We start from the raw sequence: 19,533 nt of genomic DNA on the forward strand, positions 1-19,533 counted from the left end.
CTATGAAAAAACTAAAAATAGTTGCCTTATCGATTCTTCTTGCCAATTCCTTTTGGAGTTGCGAGAAAGATGATATCTGTGCGGAAGGAACGCCAACCACTCCGAATGTGGTCATAGAATTTTATGACGCGGCCAATCCAACATCATTTAAATTGATTTCAAACCTTAGGATAAAAGATCCCGCACTTTCTACTTATATTGATTTAGCAGGGGGAACTAAAATAAAAGTGCCTTTGAAGGTCAATGCCGATGAAACCACACTTCAGTTCATCAGAAACGGTTCCGATACAGATAATACCAATGACAATATCGACGTACTGACTTTTAATTATGCACGGGAAGATGTTTACATTTCAAGAGCCTGCGGATTTAAAACCGTTTTTCAGCTGAATGCCGACAGCCCGACTTTAACTGATGGTGATGCCGGTATGTGGATACAATCAAGAACGATAACGCAATCAAATATTCAAAACGAAAATGAAACACACATTAAAATCTATTTTTAATATAGCTTTACTGTTGGTTTCATTATCAACATCGGCACAGGACTCGAGCGTAAGCGAACAGGCGAAGCAAAAAGCAAAAGACACTGTTGCATCCGGAAAAACAGAGCGTTACGGAATCCGGGTTGGCGCGGATTTGCACCGTTTGGCAAAATCAGTTTACGACAAAGATTACAGAGGATTTGAAATCGTCGGGGATTATCGACTGACCAAAAAAATCTACATAGCCGGGGAATTAGGAAACGAAAAGAAAACCGTTGACGAAGAACAATTAAACTTCACCACAAACGGAAGTTATTTCAAAGTTGGTTTCGATTACAATGCCTACCAGAACTGGCTGGATATGGAAAACATGATTTATGCCGGTGTACGTTATGGAGTAAGTTCTTTTTCACAGGAACTCAACAGTTATACAATATACAATACTGAACCTTATTTCGGTCAAACAACGTATTACCCAAATAAAAAATACGACGGATTAAATGCTAGCTGGATTGAAATTGTGGGCGGTGTAAAAGCAGAGCTTTTTGATAATCTTTACTTAGGCTTCTCAGCCCGTGTGAATTATCTGGTATCAAACAAAAAACCGGATAACTTCGACAATCTGTTCATCCCTGGTTTTAACCGAACTTACGAAGGGAAATTCGGGGTTGGCTTCAACTACACACTTAGTTACTTTATACCGTTTTATAAAAGCAAGAAATAAAAAAATCCCAACCGTAAAGTTGGGATTTTTTGTTTTATTTCACTTCTTTAACACCTTTCATAAAGAGCCACTTCATAAAAATCTTTTCCCCTTCGTTCGTATTGATGGCCTGAAACTTCGGAGCCAATATTGACGCAGCCACAGCCGCCGTTAAAGGAAGCCAGAAACCGGTTAAGTTAGTGGTATAACCTGCTACAATTCTGACTAGAATGAACAAGGGTGCAAACCCTAAAAAGTTATATAGAAATGCTTTTGTTTTTTTTGACATATCTTTTTAAAATTACAAATTACGAATTACAAATTACGAAGTACGAAGTAAAAGCCTCAGATTTAAAATCACCACTCTTGCCTCTTGATTCTTGTCTCTTTACTCTTTATTTTGGAATTTCGTACGTTTACTTCCTTCGTACATTTCGTATTTTACCAAACGGGATTCCAGTTTCCCGTTGAATAATTTTATTTTCCTTGACGGTTTTAAACCTACGAATTTAAGCGCTTCCAGGTTGGCCGTGATAAACCAGGCATTGGTTCCCGGATAACTCTGCTTCAACGTATCCCCTATTTCCCTGTAAAAACGTTCCATGTCGATATCCAGACGTTCTCCGTAAGGGGGGTTGAACACCATGTGCAATGGTCCGCGGGTTTCTTTTTCAGTATCGAAGAAATTACGCTCGGAGATTTTTACGTATTCATCAAGATTTGCGTTTCGGATGTTGTCTTTAGCTTTCATCACAGCTGATGGTGCTTTGTCATATCCTGTAATCGTATAATGAAACTCTTTTACTTTCTTCATCAGTGAATCCATGATCTGATCGAAAAGCGCATTGTCCCAATCGTTCCAACGCTCAAAGGCAAATTCCTTTCTGTTGATGTTCGCCGGAATATTACAGGCAATCATCGCTGCTTCTGCTAAAATAGTACCGGAACCACACATCGGATCGATAAAATCACCTTGTCCGTCCCAACCGGAAAGCAAGAGCATTCCTGCCGCTAAAACTTCGTTAATCGGTGCAATATTAGTAGCCGTTTTGTAACCTCTGTGGTGCAACGAATCACCGGAACTGTCCAAAGAAACCGAACACTGGTCACGGTCGATATGCACGTTGATACGCAAATCCGGGAAATCTTTATCAATGTTCGGACGTTTACCGAATTTATCACGGAACTGATCCACAATCGCATCCTTAGTTTTTAAAGCGACAAACTGCGAATGGTTAAAATGTTCCGAATGTAAAGTGACATCCACCACAAAAGCCTGATGTGCCGACAAATACTTTGACCAGTCAATTCCCTGGATACCACGGTACAGACTTTGCTCGTTAAACGCGCGGAAATGGTAAATCGGTTTTAAGATTTTCAGTGCTGTACGCAAAGACAGGTTTGCTTTGTACATAAAACCTTTATCACCCACAAAACTCACCATTCTGGTTCCTGTTTCTACGTCTTGAGCCCCTAATTGCTGCAATTCTTTTGCTAATATTTCTTCGAAGCCAAATAAGGTTTTGGCAATCATTTTAAAATTCTCCATCGATTGAAATTCCAAAAATTAAATTCCAAATTCCAACGCATCTTACAACACAACTATGGAATTAGTCCGCAAAAATACGTTAAATTTGCAAGATTAATTATCCTCCAACAAAAGAATACATGTCAGATATACAAAAACCATCCACCGAAAACTGGTTTGCCTCTTGGTTCGACACTCCTTACTATCATATTTTATACAAAGACCGTGATTATGCCGAAGCGCAACACTTCATGGACAACCTTACCCATTACCTGAATTTACCCGAAGATGCCAAAATCCTGGACTTAGCCTGTGGAAAAGGGCGCCATTCCGTATATCTGAACCAATTGGGCTATGATGTAACCGGTGCCGATTTATCTGAAAACAGTATCGCGGCCGCTTCTGAATTTGCTAATGAAAAACTGCATTTCAAAGTACACGACATGCGTGAACCGTTTGAAGAAAAGTTTGATGCTGTTTTTAATCTTTTCACAAGTTTTGGCTATTTTGAAAGCGACGACGATAATCTGACCACATTAAAAGCAATACAGGACAGCCTTACGGAATACGGTTTTGCGGTAATCGATTTTATGAACGTGAATTACATCATCAACAATCTGGTTCCGCAGGAAGTTAAAACCGTGGAAGGCATTGATTTCCATATCAAACGCTATGTAAAAGACAATCATATTTTCAAAGAAATCGATTTTGAAGATAATGGACAAAAATTTCATTTCACGGAAAAAGTAAAAGCCTTAACTTTAGACGATTTTGAACAGATGATGGAGGAAGCCGGAATTTTCCTTTTGGATGTTTTCGGTGATTATAAATTGCGTAAGTTTTTCAAAAACGATTCAGAACGTCTAATCATGATTTTCAAATAATATGATTTACCTGCTGCCCTTACTTTCGGTAATTTTAGGTTATCTGATTGCAACGTTTTTCAGACCGAAAAGCAAAAAGAACATAAAGGTTTTACTGGCCTTCAGCGGTTCTTTTTTACTGGCCATGACGATATCACATCTGTTGCCGGAAGTCTACAATTCGTCCGGACTTTCTTTTGATGTTCATGGTCATAAAAATCATGTAGGTATTTTTATCATGGTGGGAATCGTTTTCCAGATCATCCTGGAATATTTTTCACAAGGCGCAGAACACGGTCATGTTCACGGACACGACACCATGCACCATATTCCGTGGGCCTTGTTTATCAGTTTGTGTTTACATGCTTTTTTGGAAGGGATGCCGGTAAGTCATAACAACGATTTGGCCTGGGGGATTTCAATACATCATTTCCCGATCGCCATTATCTTAACGACCTTTTTTGCGCAATCCCATTTAAGCAAAGCATCGATACTACTGTTTATGATAACCTTTGCCGTAATGACGCCGTTAGGGACCTTTTTCTCAGAATACAGCAGCCTTTTACAAAATGTAAGAGCAGAAATAACTGCTTTTGTAATCGGGATACTGTTCCACATTTCCTCGACCATTATCTTTGAAACCAGTGAAGGACATAAGTTCAATATGGCGAAACTATCGGCAATAATATTGGGAATTGTGCTGGCTTATTTTATGTGATTTTGGGCGTGATCCCGTTAAAAAAAACGAGACCGGGCTATCCGCTGCAATCTTTTTTGCAAAACGTTTAGCTTAGAAAACAAATTTGTCTTAACAAAAAAGGATTTTCACTTCAAACGTAGTTCACTGAACACATAAAAAAACAAAAGCACCGTGAAGTAATCCCTCACGCGGCCTGTAATTTCAACATTAATTTTACAGTAAAATTTAGAATAGTAATTCCTGACAAAACTTTGTAACTTAGCAACTTTACTACTCAGTAACTTAAAAAATATGTCATTTACCAAAACCACCGAACAATCCTCAAAATACGAACATCTGGAAAAAATGTCGGTTCACGATTTGCTGACCAACATCAACAACGAAGACAAAACTGTTCCGCTTGCCGTAGAAAAAGCTTTGCCACAAATTGAAACACTGGTTGCCAAAGTAGTGGAAAAAATGAAAGACGGCGGACGCTTATTTTACATCGGTGCAGGAACTTCCGGAAGACTGGGAATTGTAGATGCTTCGGAATGTCCTCCTACTTTCGGGGTTCCGTTCGATTTGGTAATCGGATTGATTGCCGGTGGTGATACCGCTATCCGAAAAGCAGTGGAATTTGCCGAGGACGACGCGGCACAGGCCTGGAAAGATTTATCCGAATGGAACATCAATGAGAAAGATGTTGTTATCGGTATTGCCGCTTCAGGAACAACGCCATATGTAATTGGTGGCTTGTCAAAATGCAATGAAAACAATATCACAACCGGCAGTATTTCCTGCAATGCCGGAAGCCCTTTATCACAAACCGCGCAATTCCCTATCGATGTGGTTGTTGGGCCGGAATTCGTAACCGGAAGTTCAAGAATGAAAGCCGGAACAGCACAAAAATTGGTCCTGAACATGATTTCCACGGCAACCATGATTCAGCTTGGCCGAGTAAAAGGCAATAAAATGGTCGATATGCAATTGAGCAATACCAAATTGATTGACCGCGGTGTCCGCATGATTATGGGGGAAATCCCGGTTTCGTATGAAGAAGCCAAAGCATTATTGGAAAAACACGGCAGTGTGAGAAAAGCAGTTGACAATTATAACAACAAATAAAAAGTATGAAGAACATTTTCACCCTAATCTGTATACTGTTTGCAGTTACAGCGTTTTCACAGCAGATCCGAATGGAAAAAGGAAAGTTTTTTGTAAAAGGCGATCAGATTTCCACTCGTGAAACCAAACAGCTATTGGCAACAAATCCTAAGGCTTTAAATCTTTTCAAAGCAGGAAAAAGTAAAGAATCCATTGGTGGATTCCTGATTGGTTTCGGAAGCGCCATGATTGTTGGTGATTTAGTGGCAGGATTGGTTTCCGATGTGGAATACCCTTCCGCGATGACCTATATCGGAGCGGCTTCGGTGATTACTTCCATTCCTGTTATGTCCGGGAAAAACAAAAAGATGAAAGAAGGAATCGATTTATACAACAAAGGCGTTGAAAACACACTTGGTTTCAACGACAAACCAAAGGTTGATTTAAACATTATCGCTAACCGTTACGGTTACGGAATCCAAATTGCATTCTAATGGCTACTGACAAAAAAATTCTGGTCAAAGGCGTACGTTATATGGCTTTTGCCTTACCCCTTATGTTTATCGGCCCGAGTATTGTCCACAGTTCGTTCAAAAATCAGAACCACCCATTTTACATTCCTGTTCTGGGTTTGGGCATTATTTTTTGCCTGTTATCAATTTTCTTATTGTTCAGAGGTATTCAAACTATAATGAAAAGCTTATTCGATGGCGATAAACAATAATTATCTGGAAAGTATAAAAAGGCTGTTCCTCTATTACAAAACCATTGGGGAAAAAGCCATGGACCAGTTAGAACCGGAGCAACTTTTTTTTGCTGCAAACGAAGATACCAATTCGATTGCTGTAATCGTTCAGCATTTATCGGGCAATATGCTCTCGCGCTGGACGGATTTCTTAACTTCCGACGGGGAAAAAGAATGGCGCAACCGGGACGGGGAATTTGAAGAAAACATCAGCAGCAAAGAAGAACTGATGCAGTTGTGGGAAAAAGGTTGGGATTGTCTGTTTTCAGCACTAAATTCTTTAACACCGGAACAACTTTCACAAATCGTTTATATCCGAAATGAAGGCCATTCGGTTTTAGATGCGATTAACCGACAACTGGCACATTATCCTTATCATATCGGCCAAATTGTATTTTACGCCAAAATGATCAAACAAACGGAATGGACGAGCTTATCCATCCCAAAAAACAAATCCGGCGATTACAATACCGATAAATTTTCTAAAGAAAAAAGCACCAAACATTTTACAGACGACGAACTAAACAAACTAAAATGAAACTAGTCGCACTACTTGCTTTATCAGCTCTGATGACTTCCTGCTACAACCAGGAGCGCAACTGTAAAGATTTTAAAACCGGAAAATTTGAATTTGTCCAGGAAATTAACGGGCAACAAAAAAAATCTGTTTTTGAACGTACAGAAAACCTTCAGATTGAAACCTTTAACGGAAAAACCGATACGGCTTCCGTGCGTTGGGTGAACGATTGTGAATTCGTATTGCAGAAACTGCATCCGAAAACCATGACCGAAAAAAAAGCAATCGCCATGAAAATCCTGACTACCAACAAGAAAGGTTATGTTTTTGAATATGCTTTTGTGGGCGAAGGAAAAAAACAACGCGGAACTGTAACAAAAATCGAATAACATACGTTTAACAGCTGTATTTAAACTCAAAATCATAACTATTTAAATGGAAATTTTAGTAAACCCAGATGCTTGGATTGCATTATTAACCTTAACCTTTTTAGAAATTATTTTAGGTATCGATAACATTGTTTTCTTATCGATTGTATCCGGAAAATTGCGTGCGGAAGATCAACCGAAAGCAAGAAGAATAGGACTTTTATTGGCGATGGCCTTCAGGATTATCCTTTTATTCGGTATCACCTGGGTAATGAGTTTAAAGAATTCATTTTTTGATTTTGACTGGGGCTTTGTTTCCGGAGGAATTTCAGGCCAGAGTTTAATTGTTTTTGGCGGGGGATTATTTTTACTTTATAAATCAGTTTCTGAAATCCACCACAAATTAGAAGGTGAAGAAGAAGGTACTACTGGAAAAGCAAGCGGTTCGTTATCAGGTGCTATCATCCAGATCGCTTTATTGAACATCGTTTTCTCCTTCGACAGTATCTTAACTGCTGTTGGACTTGTAAGTGCTTCAGAACCACCGGTTGGTTTTGGACCTGCAGGAGCCTTGGAAATCATGGTAGGCGCTATCGTCATTTCGATTGTAATCATGCTGATTTTTGCCGGACCGGTTTCGAAATTCGTTAACGAACACCCAACCATCCAGATATTAGGACTTTCGTTCTTAATCTTAATCGGTGTGATGTTGTTGGCAGAAGGTTCGCATTTGGCGGAGTTAAAATTCTTCGGAGGCACTGAAGTACACAGCATCCCTAAAGGATATTTATACTTTGCGATTTTCTTCTCGCTGTTTGTCGAGTTCCTGAACTTACGCATGAAGAAAAGCAAAAATCCTGTTCAGTTACACAATAATAAAATCATTGACGAAAAACTGAAAGATACAGACCTTACCGATTAACACATACCAAAAAAGCTCTCATCCCTGAGAGCTTTTTTACTATCTTGCCCACTGAAATACAATTGAAAAATGGATGATATAACCATCAACAGCTTGCTGGAAGCTTTAAAATTTTCCCCGGATAACATTCCGCTTCGTTCGCATTTGGCCGATGTACTTTTTAAAGCCAAACGTTATGACGAATCTGAAAACCAATATATTGAACTGATCCGATTAGCCAATACCGGAGCTCATAAGTTTGGATTGGCGAAAGTGTATTTTGCTAAAAGGGAATTCTCAAAATCCATAGTGATTCTGGAGGACATTTTAGACTACGAAGATAATTTCGACGCACTGATATTATATGCAAGGAATCTACTCGTTGAAAATGCTATTGGTAAAGCACAGGAAGCCTACCAAAAAGCATTAAATATAAATCCACAGTTTAAGGACGATGAACTGGATAGCCGTTTAAGGGTTTCAAACTTCAATTTTGAAGAAGAGGACGAAGAGGAGGATGAAAATAATGACGCTATTAAAAATCATTTTCTTCAGATTACCGAAATCAACTTCAACGATGTCGGGGGGATGGAACAAATAAAAAAGGAAATCGATTTAAAAATCATCAAGCCTTTGGTTCACGAGGATTTATACAAATCATATGGAAAAAAAATCGGAGGCGGCATCTTACTTTACGGCCCACCGGGTTGTGGAAAAACATTCATTGCAAAAGCTACCGCCGGACAAATACAGTCTAAATTCTTCAGTGTGGGGTTGAATGACATCCTTGACATGTGGATTGGCAACAGCGAAAAGAATCTCCATAAGATTTTTGAATTGGCCCGTGAAAACAAACCCTGCGTTTTATTTTTCGATGAAATCGATGCTTTAGGAGCCAGCAGAAGTGACATGAAGCAATCATCTTCAAGACATCTGATCAATCAGTTCTTACTGGAATTAGACGGAATTAACAGTAATAATGATGGCATCTTGGTTTTAGGCGCGACAAATACTCCCTGGAATTTAGATACGGCTTTCAGAAGACCGGGAAGATTCGACCGCATTATCTTCATTCCACCACCCGATGAAAAAGCTAAAGAAACCATTCTTAAAATAAAACTGGAACAAAAACCAACGGACAGTATCGATTATATCCAACTGGCTAAAAAACTGGACAATTATTCCGGAGCGGACATCGAGGCCATCATAGACATCGCCATTGAAGCAAAACTGGAAGAAGCCTTCACCGACGGAATTCCAAAACCTTTAACCACAAAGGATTTACTCAATGCCACTAAAAAACACAGGCCGAGTACCCAGGAATGGTTCAACACTGCGAAAAATTATGCGTTATATGCCAACGAAACCGGTTTGTATGACGAAATCCTTACTTACCTTAAAATAAAGAAATAAGATGTTTGACGAACATATTGAAAGAATACAGTTATTGATCCAGCATGAGCGCTTCGATCTGGCACAAAATGAAATCAGTCAGCTCCTGATTGAAGATGCGGACAATTCTTTTCTCTACTATTTACTTTCCAGTATCAAATTCCAACAGGATAAATTTGAGGAAGCCGGAACTTTGATAGACAAGTCGATTGCACTGTCGCCGGACATTGATTTCTACTATTTTTATAAAGCCTGCATTAATCTTGCGGCCGAAAAATATGACACTGTCGAGGATTTATTGCGCACTGCCATTGCGATGAACCCTGAAGTAGCCGGATACAAAGCGAAACTTGCTCAGTTTAAACTCTTTAAAAAAGAGTACCAGCTTGCTTTGGATTTAGCAAACGAATCCCTTGAACTTGATCCCGAAGACCTGCTTGCCTTAAACACCAGAAGTACCGCTTTGCTTAAATTAGGCAGAAAAGAAGAATCGTTTACCGCAATCGAAGGCGCATTACGTGAAAATCCAGAAAATTCTTTTACCCATTCCAATTACGGCTGGGGTTTGCTGGAAAAAGGGAATCATAAAAAGGCTTTGGAGCATTTCAGGGAATCTTTAAAAAATAATCCTTCAAATGAATATGCACAGGCAGGAATGGTTCAGGCATTAAAAGCAGATAATTTTATCTATCGTGCTTATTTAAAATATGCCTTTTTCATGCAAAACCTTACCAAAAAGAACCAATGGGCATTCATCATCGGGTTTTATATTTTATCAAGGTTTCTGAGAACGCTAGCAAACAACAATGAGACGCTTAGGCCTTACCTGACGCCTGTTGTTATTCTTTTGGCAATTTTTGCTTTTTCAACCTGGATTATCCATCCAATCAGTAATTTGTTGTTCCGATTGAATCCCTACGGAAAATATCTCCTTGACAAAGAAGAAATTAAAAGTTCCAATTTTGTCGGAATCAGCCTGATTGTTTTTCTTGCCGGACTACTGACCTATTTTATTACGGGAAATGAAAACTTTATTGTTCTTACCGGTTTTGGGTTTTTAATGATGATTCCTTTCAGCACTATGTTTACAGCCTCAAGAATCAAGAATCTGCCGTTATATATAACAATCGCTTTAGGTCTCGTAGGATTGCTGGCTATTTATACCGCTTTTTCTCTGAATGTGGCATTTAATATTTTTACAACTATTTTCCTCTTTGGATTCTTGGCTTACCAATGGTTAGCGAATTATTTGACCATCAGCAAGAATAATATTTAAACAAAAAGCTCTCATTTCTGAGAGCTTTTTTGTTTATAAATCAACTGTTTAAAAAATATTTTCAAAAAAATTCGTTTTTTGGATGTAACATATTCGATGGTGATGAATCAAAAGTAAAATTTTAAAACCATCATCATGAAAACTACATCTTTATTATTTCTGTTTTTGACATTGTTTATTTTTAAAACTTCTTATTCCCAATCCGCTTTTAAAGTTGACGTCAAAGGAAAAGGAAATCCTGTGCTATTATTTCCGGGCTTTGGATGTACCGGAGACGTCTGGAATGAAACTGTTGCAGAACTCTCCAAAACCAATGAATGCCACATCTTTACTTTTGCAGGATTTGGAGATGTACCAGCTATAGAAACTCCTTGGCTCTCACAAATAAAAGAGGAAATAATCACCTACGTAAAAACAAAAAAATTAAAGAACACAACGCTTATTGGCCATAGTCTTGGCGGTACTTTAAGTTTGTGGCTGGCATCTGAAGAACCGAATCTGTTCAGTAAAATAATTGCCGTGGATGCTATTCCTTGTGCTGCATCGCTTATGATTCCTAATTACAAGGGTCAGGTAATCCCTTACGACAATCCACAAAGCAAAATGTTGCTTCAGATGGAACAGAAAGCTTTTGAGGCGATGAATTCACAATCTACTGCATTTATGTGCCTGAACAAAGAGAAACAGCAGGTAATCAACCAATGGATGAATAGGGCCGACCGAAAAACTTATGTTTATGGTTATGTTGATTTGCTTAATCTGGATTTACGAAAAGAAATCGCTAAAATTAAAATCCCGGTAGTCATATTAGCCGCTTCTCAACCTAACCTTGAAACCGTTCAGAAAACATACAAAGAACAGTACCAGAATTTACCTTCGGCAACCATTCATTACGCAGAAAATTCTGCCCATTTTATCATGTTCGACCAACCGGATTGGTATCTTAGCAAAGTCAAACAAATTATGAACTAAATTGGACAAAAAGGCAATCTTTAACGGTTTGTACGATTCCCATCATGCAAAGGTTTTCAGGCTCTGCAAAGGTTATTTTACAGGAAATGAAGCCTTAGCCGCTGATGCAACACAGGAAATTTTCATTAAAGTATGGGAAAACCTGGAAGCATTCAGAAGTGAATCCAACATCAGCACGTGGCTATACAGAATTGCCGTAAATACCTGTCTTGTCTTTTTGCGGAAATCATCCTCAAAAAAAGAAATAGCTTCTGAAGTTTTACCTCAAACAGCATCAGAACCTTACATAGACGAAAAGGAAGAACAATTGAGAAAAATGTATCAATGCATTCAAAAGCTTGATGAAACCGGCAAAATGATTATTCTTATGATTTTAGAAGGAATTGAGTATCAGGAGATTTCTGAAATTGTCGGTATTACAGAGGAAACGCTACGAGTGAGAATTCATCGGATTAAAAAGAACTTAACACAATGTGTACAAAATGAAAACATTTGAAGATTTACAAAACGTTTGGAATCAGCAGTCTAATCCTAGCACAGATCAATCTGCTTCTGATTACGTAAAAAAAGCAGAACAGCACCAAAATGAAATCCGCAGCAATCATGTTTGGACCATTGGCATTATTTCAATCACTTTCCTGATACTGGTAGGCTATTTTGTTTGGATTGGTATCTACAGGTTTAATGCATTCAGCTTAGGACTTGGAATCATGATGCTAATGCTGTTAACAAGAATTGCATTGGAAGTAGTGAGCATCCGAAAATTTAGAAATATTAAACCTGACAGTACCCTATTAACGTATGCTGCTCAGCTACAACAGTTTTACAATTGGCGCAAAAGAATTCATTTCATCCTAACCCCAATTATTTACATTACTTATTTCATAGGTTTTACAATTTTATTGCCTGTTTTTAAGGAAAATATGTCGTCGGGATTTTATTTATATGTGGTGATAAGCGGGTTTGCCTTTTTCATTGGATTTGGACTATTTATAATGAGTCGCATCCTAAAAGAAATCAAACTGCTGAATTTTTTAAAAACCATGAAATAAAAAAAGCTCTCATTTCTGAGAGCTTTTTTGTTATTCTAAAGTCAAGGTTATCTGACCGTCGTCATCTAAACTTATGTTGTAATCTGTCAAATCGTTTCCTTCTTCTCCAGATTCCGGATTTACTTCTATTTCCTCGGGAATCACTTCAATGGGTTCTTCATAAGGAAGCGGTTCTAACAAATTCACCTGTTTCAGTTTATCCGCAGTCAATTGGTTCCCTAAGGCTTTTATACCTTTAACCGCGATGAACTGCTCCATGTCAATGGTTTGATTCTCTTTCTGAACACCTTTGCTCTTGGCAAAAATAAGTTCCGCTACCGGACGCCAATCTGTGGAAACGATTTCCAACTGTGACTTTTCGTGTTCCGAGATAAAGATTTCTTCCTTGTTTTCGTTTTCGATTAAGAAACGTTTGATAAAATAACGCTCTTTTTCGCCGTCGTAATAAATAGCCGAAACCGGTTTCTTCGGATGCCATTTTTCAAGGATGATCATATCTTCGTCGAAATGCGTCGTAAGCTCCGGAATAATCGTTTTCAGTTTACCGGATTGGTTGATAATCAGCAAACGGTCGTTCGGACGGAATTCACCCAATAACTCGCCTCTTCCATCTACATTCAAACGCTGAACAGTATCATCAAACCAAATCTTACGCGGACGAAGTGTAGAAATTCCTTTCTCCTTTAATTCGATTTTCTTGATCGGGTATTTCGAAACGGTATTTCCTTTGGAAGCCCGTCCTTTGATGGCAATATCGGCAAAATCCAAATCCCACTTCAGTTTTTTCACGCTTCCCACCTGACGCAGCAAAATAGTCACTACTTCCGCTTCTCCATTAGGATTGTCTGAAAAATATAGTACTTGTGAGCCCGGTTTTTCCTGAGTCAAATCGTATGCTTTATCTCTCGTAACTCCGGAAACGTTGAAACGCTTTATAAACGAGGAGCCTGATTTTCCGTCGCGGTAAATCATGTTGTAGATGGTACGCTTATCGTTCTTATCGAAAACGGCTACGTGGATAATATCTTTCCCGACGAATTTCTTTTCATCGACTTTGGATATCATCATTTTACCGTCGCGAAGGAATACAATCACGTCGTCAATGTCGGAACAATCGGCTACATATTCGTCTTTCTTCAGTCCGGTTCCGATGAAACCTTCTTCACGGTTTACATACAGTTTCGTATTTCGTAAAACTACTTTAGTGGCTTCAATCGTATCAAAACTTCTCAGTTCTGTTTGGCGTTCGCGGCCTTTTCCGTACTTCTCTTTCAGTTTGGTAAAATAATCAATGGCAAAGTCAACTAAATGTGCCAGATGATGTTTCACCTGTTCCATTTCATCTTCCAACTTCGCAATGAACTCATCCGCTTTGTCAGAATCAAAACGTGTGATACGGATCATCGGGATTTGCGTCAGCTTTTGTAAATCTTCGTCAACAATTTCACGTACCAACAATTTTTTAAATGCATCAAAACGTTTGTACATGTATTCGTATAAGGATTCTTTGTCGGAATACAATTTGAAATCGATGTACATTTCTTCACGGATGAAGATTTTTTCCAGGGTTGAAAAATGCCATTTGGTTTCCAGCTCCTGCAATTGGATTTCCAATTCCTGCTTGAGCAACTGAACCGTACGATCCGTTGAAATTTTAAGCATATCCGATACACCGATGAATAGCGGTTTATGATTTTCAATCACACAACCCAGTGGAGCTATGGAAGTTTCACAAGCCGTAAAGGCATACAGGGCATCGATAGTTTTATCCGGAGAAACACCTGGCGGGAGATGAATTAAAATCTCAACCTCAGCTGCGGTGTTGTCTTCAATTTTTTTGACTTTGATTTTTCCTTTTTCATTCGCTTTCAAAATACTGTCAATCAAAGAAGAAGTATTCGTTGAAAACGGAATTTGGGTAATGGTCAGCGTTTGTTTATCCAGCTGACCGATTTTCGCACGCACACGCACACGTCCGCCACGCAAACCGTCATTATAATTGGAAACATCGGCAATTCCTGCCGTTGGAAAATCCGGAAATAAGGTAAACGGTTTTCCTTTTAATATTTTAATGGAGGCATCTATCAGCTCATTGAAATTGTGAGGCAAAATCTTAGTGGACAAACCTACGGCAATCCCTTCTCCACCTTGCGCTAACAATAACGGAAACTTAACCGGTAAATTAATCGGCTCGGCACGACGGCCATCATAAGAAACACCCCATTCGGTAATTTTTGGCGAATACAAAACCTCTAAACCGAATTTAGAAATTCTGGCCTCAATATAACGGGAAGCTGCGGCTCCGTCACCCGTTAAAATATTTCCCCAGTTACCCTGAGTATCAATTAGTAAATCTTTCTGACCGATTTGCACCATCGCATCACCAATACTGGCATCTCCGTGTGGGTGATACTGCATGGTGTGACCCACCACATTTGCAACTTTGTTGTAACGACCGTCATCCAACTCTTTCATGGAATGCATGATACGGCGTTGCACCGGTTTAAAACCGTCTTCGATTGCAGGAACGGCACGCTCCAAAATTACATAGGAAGCATAATCCAAAAACCAATCTTTGTACATTCCTGTAACTTTGGTAATGGTATCTTCCGGGTTTTCATCGTGATCGTAAAAATGTTCCCCTTCAAAAGAATGTCCCTCTACTGAAGGGATTTCTTCAGAAAAATTATCCTCTTCCGGGTTCAAATCTTCGTTTATATTTTCGTTTTCTTCGCTCATAAATTAGTTAACAGTTGACAGTTAACAGTTGACAGTTATGTCTCGGTTCTTGACTCTTGTTTCTTGTTTCTTAACTCGTTAGTTCCTCCACAGTGTCCAATTCCACTTTCAGGTTGTTGATGATAAATTCCTGACGATCCGGCGTGTTTTTCCCCATGTAAAATTCCAGCAAGGTTTCAATGGATGTGGCTTTATCCAACATCACCGGTTCCAGCCTGATACTGTCGCCAATGAAATGCTTGAACTCATCGGGTGAAATTTCTCCTAATCCTTTGAATCGGGTGATTTCCGGTTTTGGCTTTAATTTTTCAATGGCATCTTTCCTTTCCTGCTCAGAATAACAATAAATCGTTTCTTTCCTGTTACGCACACGGAACAAAGGGGTTTGCAGAATATACAAATGTCCTTCTTTAATCATTTCCGGGAAAAACTGCAGAAAAAACGTAATCAACAGCAAACGGATGTGCATACCATCGACGTCGGCATCGGTAGCAATTACAATGTTATTGTAACGCAAATCTTCCATGCTTTCCTCAATGTCCAAGGCCGCTTGAAGTAAGTTGAATTCTTCGTTTTCGTACACGATTTTCTTCGACATTCCATACGAATTCAAAGGCTTACCACGCAAACTGAAAACTGCCTGCGTATTCACATCACGCGATTTGGTAATCGATCCTGATGCGGAATCTCCCTCAGTAATGAAAAGCGTACTTTCCAAGCTTCGCGGATTCTTCGCATCGGTTAAATGCACTCGGCAATCACGCAGTTTTTTATTGTGAAGACTGGCTTTTTTCGCGCGGTCTTTAGCTAATTTTCGAATACCGGAAAGTTCTTTACGCTCGCGTTCGGCTTGTAAAATCTTACGAAGCAGGGCATCGGCAATTTCCGGGTTTTTATGAAGAAAGTTATCTAGCTTGGTTTTGATGAAATCGTTGACAAACGTTCTTACAGACGGTGAATTCGGCCCCATATCGGTAGAACCCAATTTGGTTTTGGTCTGCGATTCGAAAACCGGCTCTTCCACCTTAACGGAAATCGCAGAAACAATAGACTTGCGGATATCCGAAGCTTCGAAATTCTTGTTGTAAAATTCTTTTATCGTTTTTACGATTGCTTCACGGAAAGCGCCTAAATGCGTTCCTCCCTGTGTGGTATTTTGTCCGTTAACGAACGAATAATATTCTTCGGAATACTGTGTTTTACTGTGTGTTAAGGCGACTTCAATATCGTCACCAATCAAATGGATAATCGGATACACCATGTCTTCTTCGGAAATAGTTTCTTCCAATAAATCCTTTAATCCGTTATCGGAATAAAATTTCTCGCCGTTGTAAATTATTGTCAATCCGGTATTCAGATAACAATAATTTTTCAGCATTTTTATGATGTACTCGTTTCGGTACTTGTAGTTTTTGAATATCGCATCATCGGCAACGAAAGTAACTTTGGTTCCTTTACGCTTTGTAGTTTCGGTGATTTCTTCTTCCAGAGTTAAATTTCCTGCAGAGAATTCGGCCGCCTTTTGCTGATTATCACGAACCGATTCTACACGAAAATAGTTCGATAAGGCATTCACCGCCTTGGTACCCACCCCGTTCAGACCTACGGATTTCTTAAATGCTTTGGAATCGTACTTTCCTCCCGTATTCATTTTGGACACTACATCGACCACTTTCCCCAGCGGAATACCACGACCGTAATCGCGAACAGTAACGGTTTTGTCTTTTACGGTAACCTCAATGGTCTTCCCCGCACCCATTACGAATTCGTCAATACAGTTGTCAAGTACCTCTTTCAGAAGGATGTAGATACCGTCATCGGGAGACGAACCATCGCCCAACTTCCCGATATACATACCCGGACGCATACGGATATGCTCTTTCCAGTCGAGGGAACGTATGTTGTCTTCGGTGTACTGATTTTGCTCTAGCATATAGAAATTTTGGAATTTCTGCTAAAATAAGTGAAATCAGTCGGAATTAAAAGTGGTTTTAAGCAAAGTTATTGACAATGAAATGAAATAGTTATGAGTTATGAATTATAATTTAATTTACTCATAATGCATCAAAACCCCCTTATCATACACCGTCCACAAACTCGCTTTCTGATCCGCTGCTTTTAAAGCGTTGTTGGTCCAGGTATTGCAGGTATAGAAAAGATTGTAACTGCCTTTTGCTTCGTAAAACGTATCATTTTTCCCGTAAACAGCATCGGTTTCGATTTTCATGATTTTGTCGTTTTTCAGCTGAAAGGAAGTCAGTATATAGCCTACCAGTTGTTCGTACTGTTTCTCCGAAACAATGATTTTTTTGCACTGCCCATCTTCCCGTACCGAATGGTAAAAAGTACAATGCATCGCCGAAGTACTCAAGCCTGAAGCCGCTTTAAACGCTGTTGAAAATTTCAAATCAGCCCAGGTTGGCGTATTCAGATAAAAGCCTTTGTCACCCCAACCAAAAGCCAAATATTTTGAAGTAGTATCTTTTGCTTTGGTATGTTGATATTGCACCTGTTCAGACCAATCAATAACCGCTGATTTTACAGGTAACACCAAATCAGTATGTACGCCGTTGGTTCTTAGATAAATCGCAATGCCTTTATCATTTTTGGCAATATCGGAGTTCACGGAAATCCTCGAAATTCCGAGTACGGCTAAAACATAAATTATCAGGAATCCAATAATTCCCAATGTGATTTTAAGGAGGATTTTAAGGCTTTTTTTCAACACTTTCATTTTGATACTTTTTTAAATTGTTGCTCACTCCCCAACGACTTTACTTTGAGCATTTTCCTGAACTCGCTTCGGGTTGGTTTTGTGATGCTAGAGCAACTTTCAAGCCAAAATAGATTAAAAATCAAGGTTTTTCAACTGATAATTTCTAACAAACTAATAATCAATACAAAAAACAAAATCGCAATCAATGCACCCCGACCTAAGAACGCGCAACCGTTAAGAAAAATCAGAACACTTCCGTTAAAAATTATCCGCTGTCTGACCGTAGAGAGTTCGGAGAATTTAGGAAGTGTTCTGGTTTTTTAGGTGGAGCGTTCCAGTCTTGACCTTTTGTTACTTTTAACTCATAGGTTAATATTTTGTTTTGGTATTCGTTGACCCGAGCCTGAAAGGCGAACAGATGAAATAATCTTCGATTTGTATCAGGACAAAAGAAAAGAAGAAAGAAAAGAAGAAAGAAAAGAAACATCCTTTTACTTAAGATTCACAAATAAAAAAGGTGACCATTGCCACCCTTTATCTCTTTTTGAAGAATAATACTGTTATTGATCAATCTTCGTTTTCATCGCTGTCATCATTATCATCATCATCTTCGTTTTCTCCCTGTTGATCACCACATTGATTATCGGCTTCTTCGAGATAGGACTCTAACTGATCGTTATTGTTTATTGTAATTATCTCGCCATCCGCATCGGTAATAGTTGCCGGATAAGCGATTGTGAACGATTCGTCGTCTTCCAGATCGTCCAAAAAGGCAAACAATTCTGCATCATTGTTGAAAATCACAACTTCACCTGCATCTGTAGCATCAAAAAAGGTTATACTCAACGGATAGTGGATCTCAAAACATTCGATATCATCTTCGTCGTCTTCAAAATGGCAGCCGTCCAGGACATTCACCAAAGCAGCTGTGTTATTAATTGTCTGCGCGGTTCCATCGGCAAATACTATCGAAATCGGGAATTCAAAAGCTATCGTATTTTGGTCATCATCAATGTTTTCCAGCGCATTTAACACCATCACATAATCAGCCTGATCTACAATAGTAACAAATTCCCCATCAGAGCTAAGGGTTACCGGAAGGTCAACTGTGAAACATTCCTCCCAGTTTTTCTCTGTAGTTTTTGTGTTTTTTGCAGTACTCGAGCGTGACACCCGCATCAGCATGTCGGTTATGGCCGACTTATTGGTCAACTTATCGTTATTCTTACTTACAATATCTTCTTTCAGACAGGATACAGCCGGTATACCAACAAACAGTATAAACAACACGGATAAAATTATCCTTTTCATAGCTGCAAATTAATCGATTACAATTAGGCATTCTAGATAAAAAACATTAATGCTTGTGGAGCAAAATAAGGGTCTTATATAGAACGTGAAATGTGGTGTTTTTATTTTGTGAAATGCATTTAAAATCAATTAATTGCATTTTTTTTCTTTGTACTTTGTCTTGATACAAAGTACCAAAA

Annotated in this window: 21 protein-coding genes; 15 read left to right on the forward strand and 6 right to left on the reverse strand. The window is 38.9% G+C overall.

The annotated features are described in order from the left end of the window. Positions 1-2: 2 nt before the first annotated feature. Together ACWPKD_RS12865 and ACWPKD_RS12870 are read left to right on the forward strand one after the other, a co-directional pair. Complete coding sequence (locus tag ACWPKD_RS12865; protein WP_455413088.1) at positions 3-506, forward strand: DUF6452 family protein; 504 nt, start codon at positions 3-5, stop codon at positions 504-506. Beyond that, positions 478-1,209 (forward strand): DUF6048 family protein, encoded by a 732-nt coding sequence (locus ACWPKD_RS12870; protein ID WP_455413089.1) that lies wholly within the window; start codon positions 478-480, stop codon positions 1,207-1,209. Before ACWPKD_RS12865 ends, ACWPKD_RS12870 begins: the two co-directional genes overlap by 29 nt. A 34-nt stretch (positions 1,210-1,243) precedes the next feature. Here ACWPKD_RS12870 and ACWPKD_RS12875 read toward each other — a convergent pair whose 3' ends face one another. Both ACWPKD_RS12875 and ACWPKD_RS12880 read right to left on the reverse strand, forming a co-directional pair. Then, positions 1,244-1,477 carry a hypothetical protein gene (locus tag ACWPKD_RS12875; protein ID WP_455413090.1) on the reverse strand — a complete coding sequence of 78 codons (234 nt, stop codon included), beginning with the start codon at positions 1,475-1,477 and terminating at the stop codon, positions 1,244-1,246. A 99-nt stretch (positions 1,478-1,576) separates the two neighbouring features. After that, positions 1,577-2,737 (reverse strand): THUMP domain-containing class I SAM-dependent RNA methyltransferase, encoded by a 1,161-nt coding sequence (locus ACWPKD_RS12880; protein ID WP_455413091.1) that lies wholly within the window; start codon positions 2,735-2,737, stop codon positions 1,577-1,579. Between the two features lie 119 nt (positions 2,738-2,856). Between ACWPKD_RS12880 and ACWPKD_RS12885 the strand changes: the two genes are divergently transcribed. From ACWPKD_RS12885 to ACWPKD_RS12945, 13 genes are all read left to right on the forward strand, one after another. Next, positions 2,857-3,600, forward strand: coding sequence for an SAM-dependent methyltransferase (locus ACWPKD_RS12885; RefSeq protein WP_455413092.1), 744 nt, complete (start codon positions 2,857-2,859; stop codon positions 3,598-3,600). A gap of 1 nt (position 3,601) precedes the next feature. Next, positions 3,602-4,297: a ZIP family metal transporter gene (locus ACWPKD_RS12890; RefSeq protein ID WP_455413093.1), complete on the forward strand. Its 696-nt coding sequence runs from the start codon at positions 3,602-3,604 to the stop codon at positions 4,295-4,297. Positions 4,298-4,570: 273 nt separating this feature from the next. Further along, positions 4,571-5,386, forward strand: coding sequence for an N-acetylmuramic acid 6-phosphate etherase (gene murQ, locus ACWPKD_RS12895; RefSeq protein ID WP_455413094.1), 816 nt, complete (start codon positions 4,571-4,573; stop codon positions 5,384-5,386). A gap of 5 nt (positions 5,387-5,391) precedes the next feature. Then, on the forward strand, positions 5,392-5,859 hold the full coding sequence (locus tag ACWPKD_RS12900; protein ID WP_455413095.1) for a hypothetical protein: 468 nt from the start codon (positions 5,392-5,394) through the stop codon (positions 5,857-5,859). Between the two features lie 41 nt (positions 5,860-5,900). Further along, positions 5,901-6,089, forward strand: coding sequence for a DUF6095 family protein (locus ACWPKD_RS12905; protein ID WP_455413177.1), 189 nt, complete (start codon positions 5,901-5,903; stop codon positions 6,087-6,089). After that, entirely contained in the window at positions 6,073-6,648 is a 576-nt protein-coding gene (locus ACWPKD_RS12910; RefSeq protein WP_455413096.1) for a DUF1572 domain-containing protein, read from the forward strand. Before ACWPKD_RS12905 ends, ACWPKD_RS12910 begins: the two co-directional genes overlap by 17 nt. After that, a complete protein-coding gene (locus tag ACWPKD_RS12915) occupies positions 6,645-7,016 on the forward strand; it encodes a DNA topoisomerase IV (RefSeq protein WP_455413097.1) in 372 nt (123 codons plus the stop codon). Before ACWPKD_RS12910 ends, ACWPKD_RS12915 begins: the two co-directional genes overlap by 4 nt. 46 nt (positions 7,017-7,062) lie before the next feature. Further along, positions 7,063-7,917, forward strand: a complete 855-nt coding sequence (locus tag ACWPKD_RS12920; RefSeq protein ID WP_455413098.1) for a TerC family protein — start codon at positions 7,063-7,065, stop codon at positions 7,915-7,917. A 69-nt stretch (positions 7,918-7,986) separates the two neighbouring features. Beyond that, the gene (locus ACWPKD_RS12925) at positions 7,987-9,309 is read left to right on the forward strand and encodes an AAA family ATPase (RefSeq protein ID WP_455413099.1); all 1,323 of its coding nucleotides are present in this window, start codon (positions 7,987-7,989) and stop codon (positions 9,307-9,309) included. Position 9,310: 1 nt separating this feature from the next. Further along, the gene (locus tag ACWPKD_RS12930) at positions 9,311-10,564 is read left to right on the forward strand and encodes a tetratricopeptide repeat protein (RefSeq protein ID WP_455413100.1); all 1,254 of its coding nucleotides are present in this window, start codon (positions 9,311-9,313) and stop codon (positions 10,562-10,564) included. Positions 10,565-10,699: 135 nt separating this feature from the next. Next, positions 10,700-11,536 carry an alpha/beta fold hydrolase gene (locus ACWPKD_RS12935; RefSeq protein ID WP_455413101.1) on the forward strand — a complete coding sequence of 279 codons (837 nt, stop codon included), beginning with the start codon at positions 10,700-10,702 and terminating at the stop codon, positions 11,534-11,536. 1 nt (position 11,537) lies between these two features. Next, positions 11,538-12,032: an RNA polymerase sigma factor gene (locus ACWPKD_RS12940; protein ID WP_455413102.1), complete on the forward strand. Its 495-nt coding sequence runs from the start codon at positions 11,538-11,540 to the stop codon at positions 12,030-12,032. Beyond that, positions 12,019-12,588, forward strand: a complete 570-nt coding sequence (locus tag ACWPKD_RS12945; RefSeq protein ID WP_455413103.1) for a hypothetical protein — start codon at positions 12,019-12,021, stop codon at positions 12,586-12,588. The genes ACWPKD_RS12940 and ACWPKD_RS12945 overlap by 14 nt, the downstream gene beginning before the upstream one ends. A 30-nt stretch (positions 12,589-12,618) precedes the next feature. On the opposite strand, the gene ACWPKD_RS12950 is transcribed toward ACWPKD_RS12945, so the two are convergent. The 4 genes from ACWPKD_RS12950 to ACWPKD_RS12965 all read right to left on the reverse strand — a co-directional run bounded on the left by ACWPKD_RS12950 (position 12,619) and on the right by ACWPKD_RS12965 (position 19,354). After that, positions 12,619-15,327: a DNA gyrase/topoisomerase IV subunit A gene (locus tag ACWPKD_RS12950; RefSeq protein WP_455413104.1), complete on the reverse strand. Its 2,709-nt coding sequence runs from the start codon at positions 15,325-15,327 to the stop codon at positions 12,619-12,621. Between the two features lie 70 nt (positions 15,328-15,397). After that, positions 15,398-17,260, reverse strand: coding sequence for a DNA topoisomerase IV subunit B (locus ACWPKD_RS12955; RefSeq protein WP_455413105.1), 1,863 nt, complete (start codon positions 17,258-17,260; stop codon positions 15,398-15,400). A gap of 117 nt (positions 17,261-17,377) precedes the next feature. Further along, the gene (locus ACWPKD_RS12960) at positions 17,378-18,061 is read right to left on the reverse strand and encodes a TIGR02117 family protein (protein WP_455413106.1); all 684 of its coding nucleotides are present in this window, start codon (positions 18,059-18,061) and stop codon (positions 17,378-17,380) included. Positions 18,062-18,610: 549 nt separating this feature from the next. Next, on the reverse strand, positions 18,611-19,354 hold the full coding sequence (locus tag ACWPKD_RS12965; protein ID WP_455413107.1) for a hypothetical protein: 744 nt from the start codon (positions 19,352-19,354) through the stop codon (positions 18,611-18,613). Positions 19,355-19,533: the final 179 nt, after the last annotated feature.

It is taken from the genome of Flavobacterium pedocola (assembly GCF_053764385.1).

Excerpts from the sequence above, each read along its gene's own strand:
- ACWPKD_RS12910 (WP_455413096.1), top strand. The coding sequence starts at position 6,073 with ATGGCGATAAACAATAATTATCTGGAAAGTATAAAAAGGCTGTTCCTC.
- ACWPKD_RS12950 (WP_455413104.1), bottom strand. The coding sequence starts at position 15,327 with ATGAGCGAAGAAAACGAAAATATAAACGAAGATTTGAACCCGGAAGAG.
- ACWPKD_RS12865 (WP_455413088.1), top strand. The coding sequence starts at position 3 with ATGAAAAAACTAAAAATAGTTGCCTTATCGATTCTTCTTGCCAATTCC.
- ACWPKD_RS12905 (WP_455413177.1), top strand. The coding sequence starts at position 5,901 with ATGGCTTTTGCCTTACCCCTTATGTTTATCGGCCCGAGTATTGTCCAC.
- ACWPKD_RS12935 (WP_455413101.1), top strand. The coding sequence starts at position 10,700 with ATGAAAACTACATCTTTATTATTTCTGTTTTTGACATTGTTTATTTTT.
- murQ (WP_455413094.1), top strand. The coding sequence starts at position 4,571 with ATGTCATTTACCAAAACCACCGAACAATCCTCAAAATACGAACATCTG.
- ACWPKD_RS12945 (WP_455413103.1), top strand. The coding sequence starts at position 12,019 with ATGAAAACATTTGAAGATTTACAAAACGTTTGGAATCAGCAGTCTAAT.
- ACWPKD_RS12960 (WP_455413106.1), bottom strand. The coding sequence starts at position 18,061 with ATGAAAGTGTTGAAAAAAAGCCTTAAAATCCTCCTTAAAATCACATTG.
- ACWPKD_RS12915 (WP_455413097.1), top strand. The coding sequence starts at position 6,645 with ATGAAACTAGTCGCACTACTTGCTTTATCAGCTCTGATGACTTCCTGC.
- ACWPKD_RS12875 (WP_455413090.1), bottom strand. The coding sequence starts at position 1,477 with ATGTCAAAAAAAACAAAAGCATTTCTATATAACTTTTTAGGGTTTGCA.
- ACWPKD_RS12930 (WP_455413100.1), top strand. The coding sequence starts at position 9,311 with ATGTTTGACGAACATATTGAAAGAATACAGTTATTGATCCAGCATGAG.
- ACWPKD_RS12885 (WP_455413092.1), top strand. The coding sequence starts at position 2,857 with ATGTCAGATATACAAAAACCATCCACCGAAAACTGGTTTGCCTCTTGG.
- ACWPKD_RS12955 (WP_455413105.1), bottom strand. The coding sequence starts at position 17,260 with ATGCTAGAGCAAAATCAGTACACCGAAGACAACATACGTTCCCTCGAC.
- ACWPKD_RS12880 (WP_455413091.1), bottom strand. The coding sequence starts at position 2,737 with ATGGAGAATTTTAAAATGATTGCCAAAACCTTATTTGGCTTCGAAGAA.
- ACWPKD_RS12925 (WP_455413099.1), top strand. The coding sequence starts at position 7,987 with ATGGATGATATAACCATCAACAGCTTGCTGGAAGCTTTAAAATTTTCC.
- ACWPKD_RS12920 (WP_455413098.1), top strand. The coding sequence starts at position 7,063 with ATGGAAATTTTAGTAAACCCAGATGCTTGGATTGCATTATTAACCTTA.
- ACWPKD_RS12965 (WP_455413107.1), bottom strand. The coding sequence starts at position 19,354 with ATGAAAAGGATAATTTTATCCGTGTTGTTTATACTGTTTGTTGGTATA.
- ACWPKD_RS12900 (WP_455413095.1), top strand. The coding sequence starts at position 5,392 with ATGAAGAACATTTTCACCCTAATCTGTATACTGTTTGCAGTTACAGCG.
- ACWPKD_RS12890 (WP_455413093.1), top strand. The coding sequence starts at position 3,602 with ATGATTTACCTGCTGCCCTTACTTTCGGTAATTTTAGGTTATCTGATT.
- ACWPKD_RS12870 (WP_455413089.1), top strand. The coding sequence starts at position 478 with ATGAAACACACATTAAAATCTATTTTTAATATAGCTTTACTGTTGGTT.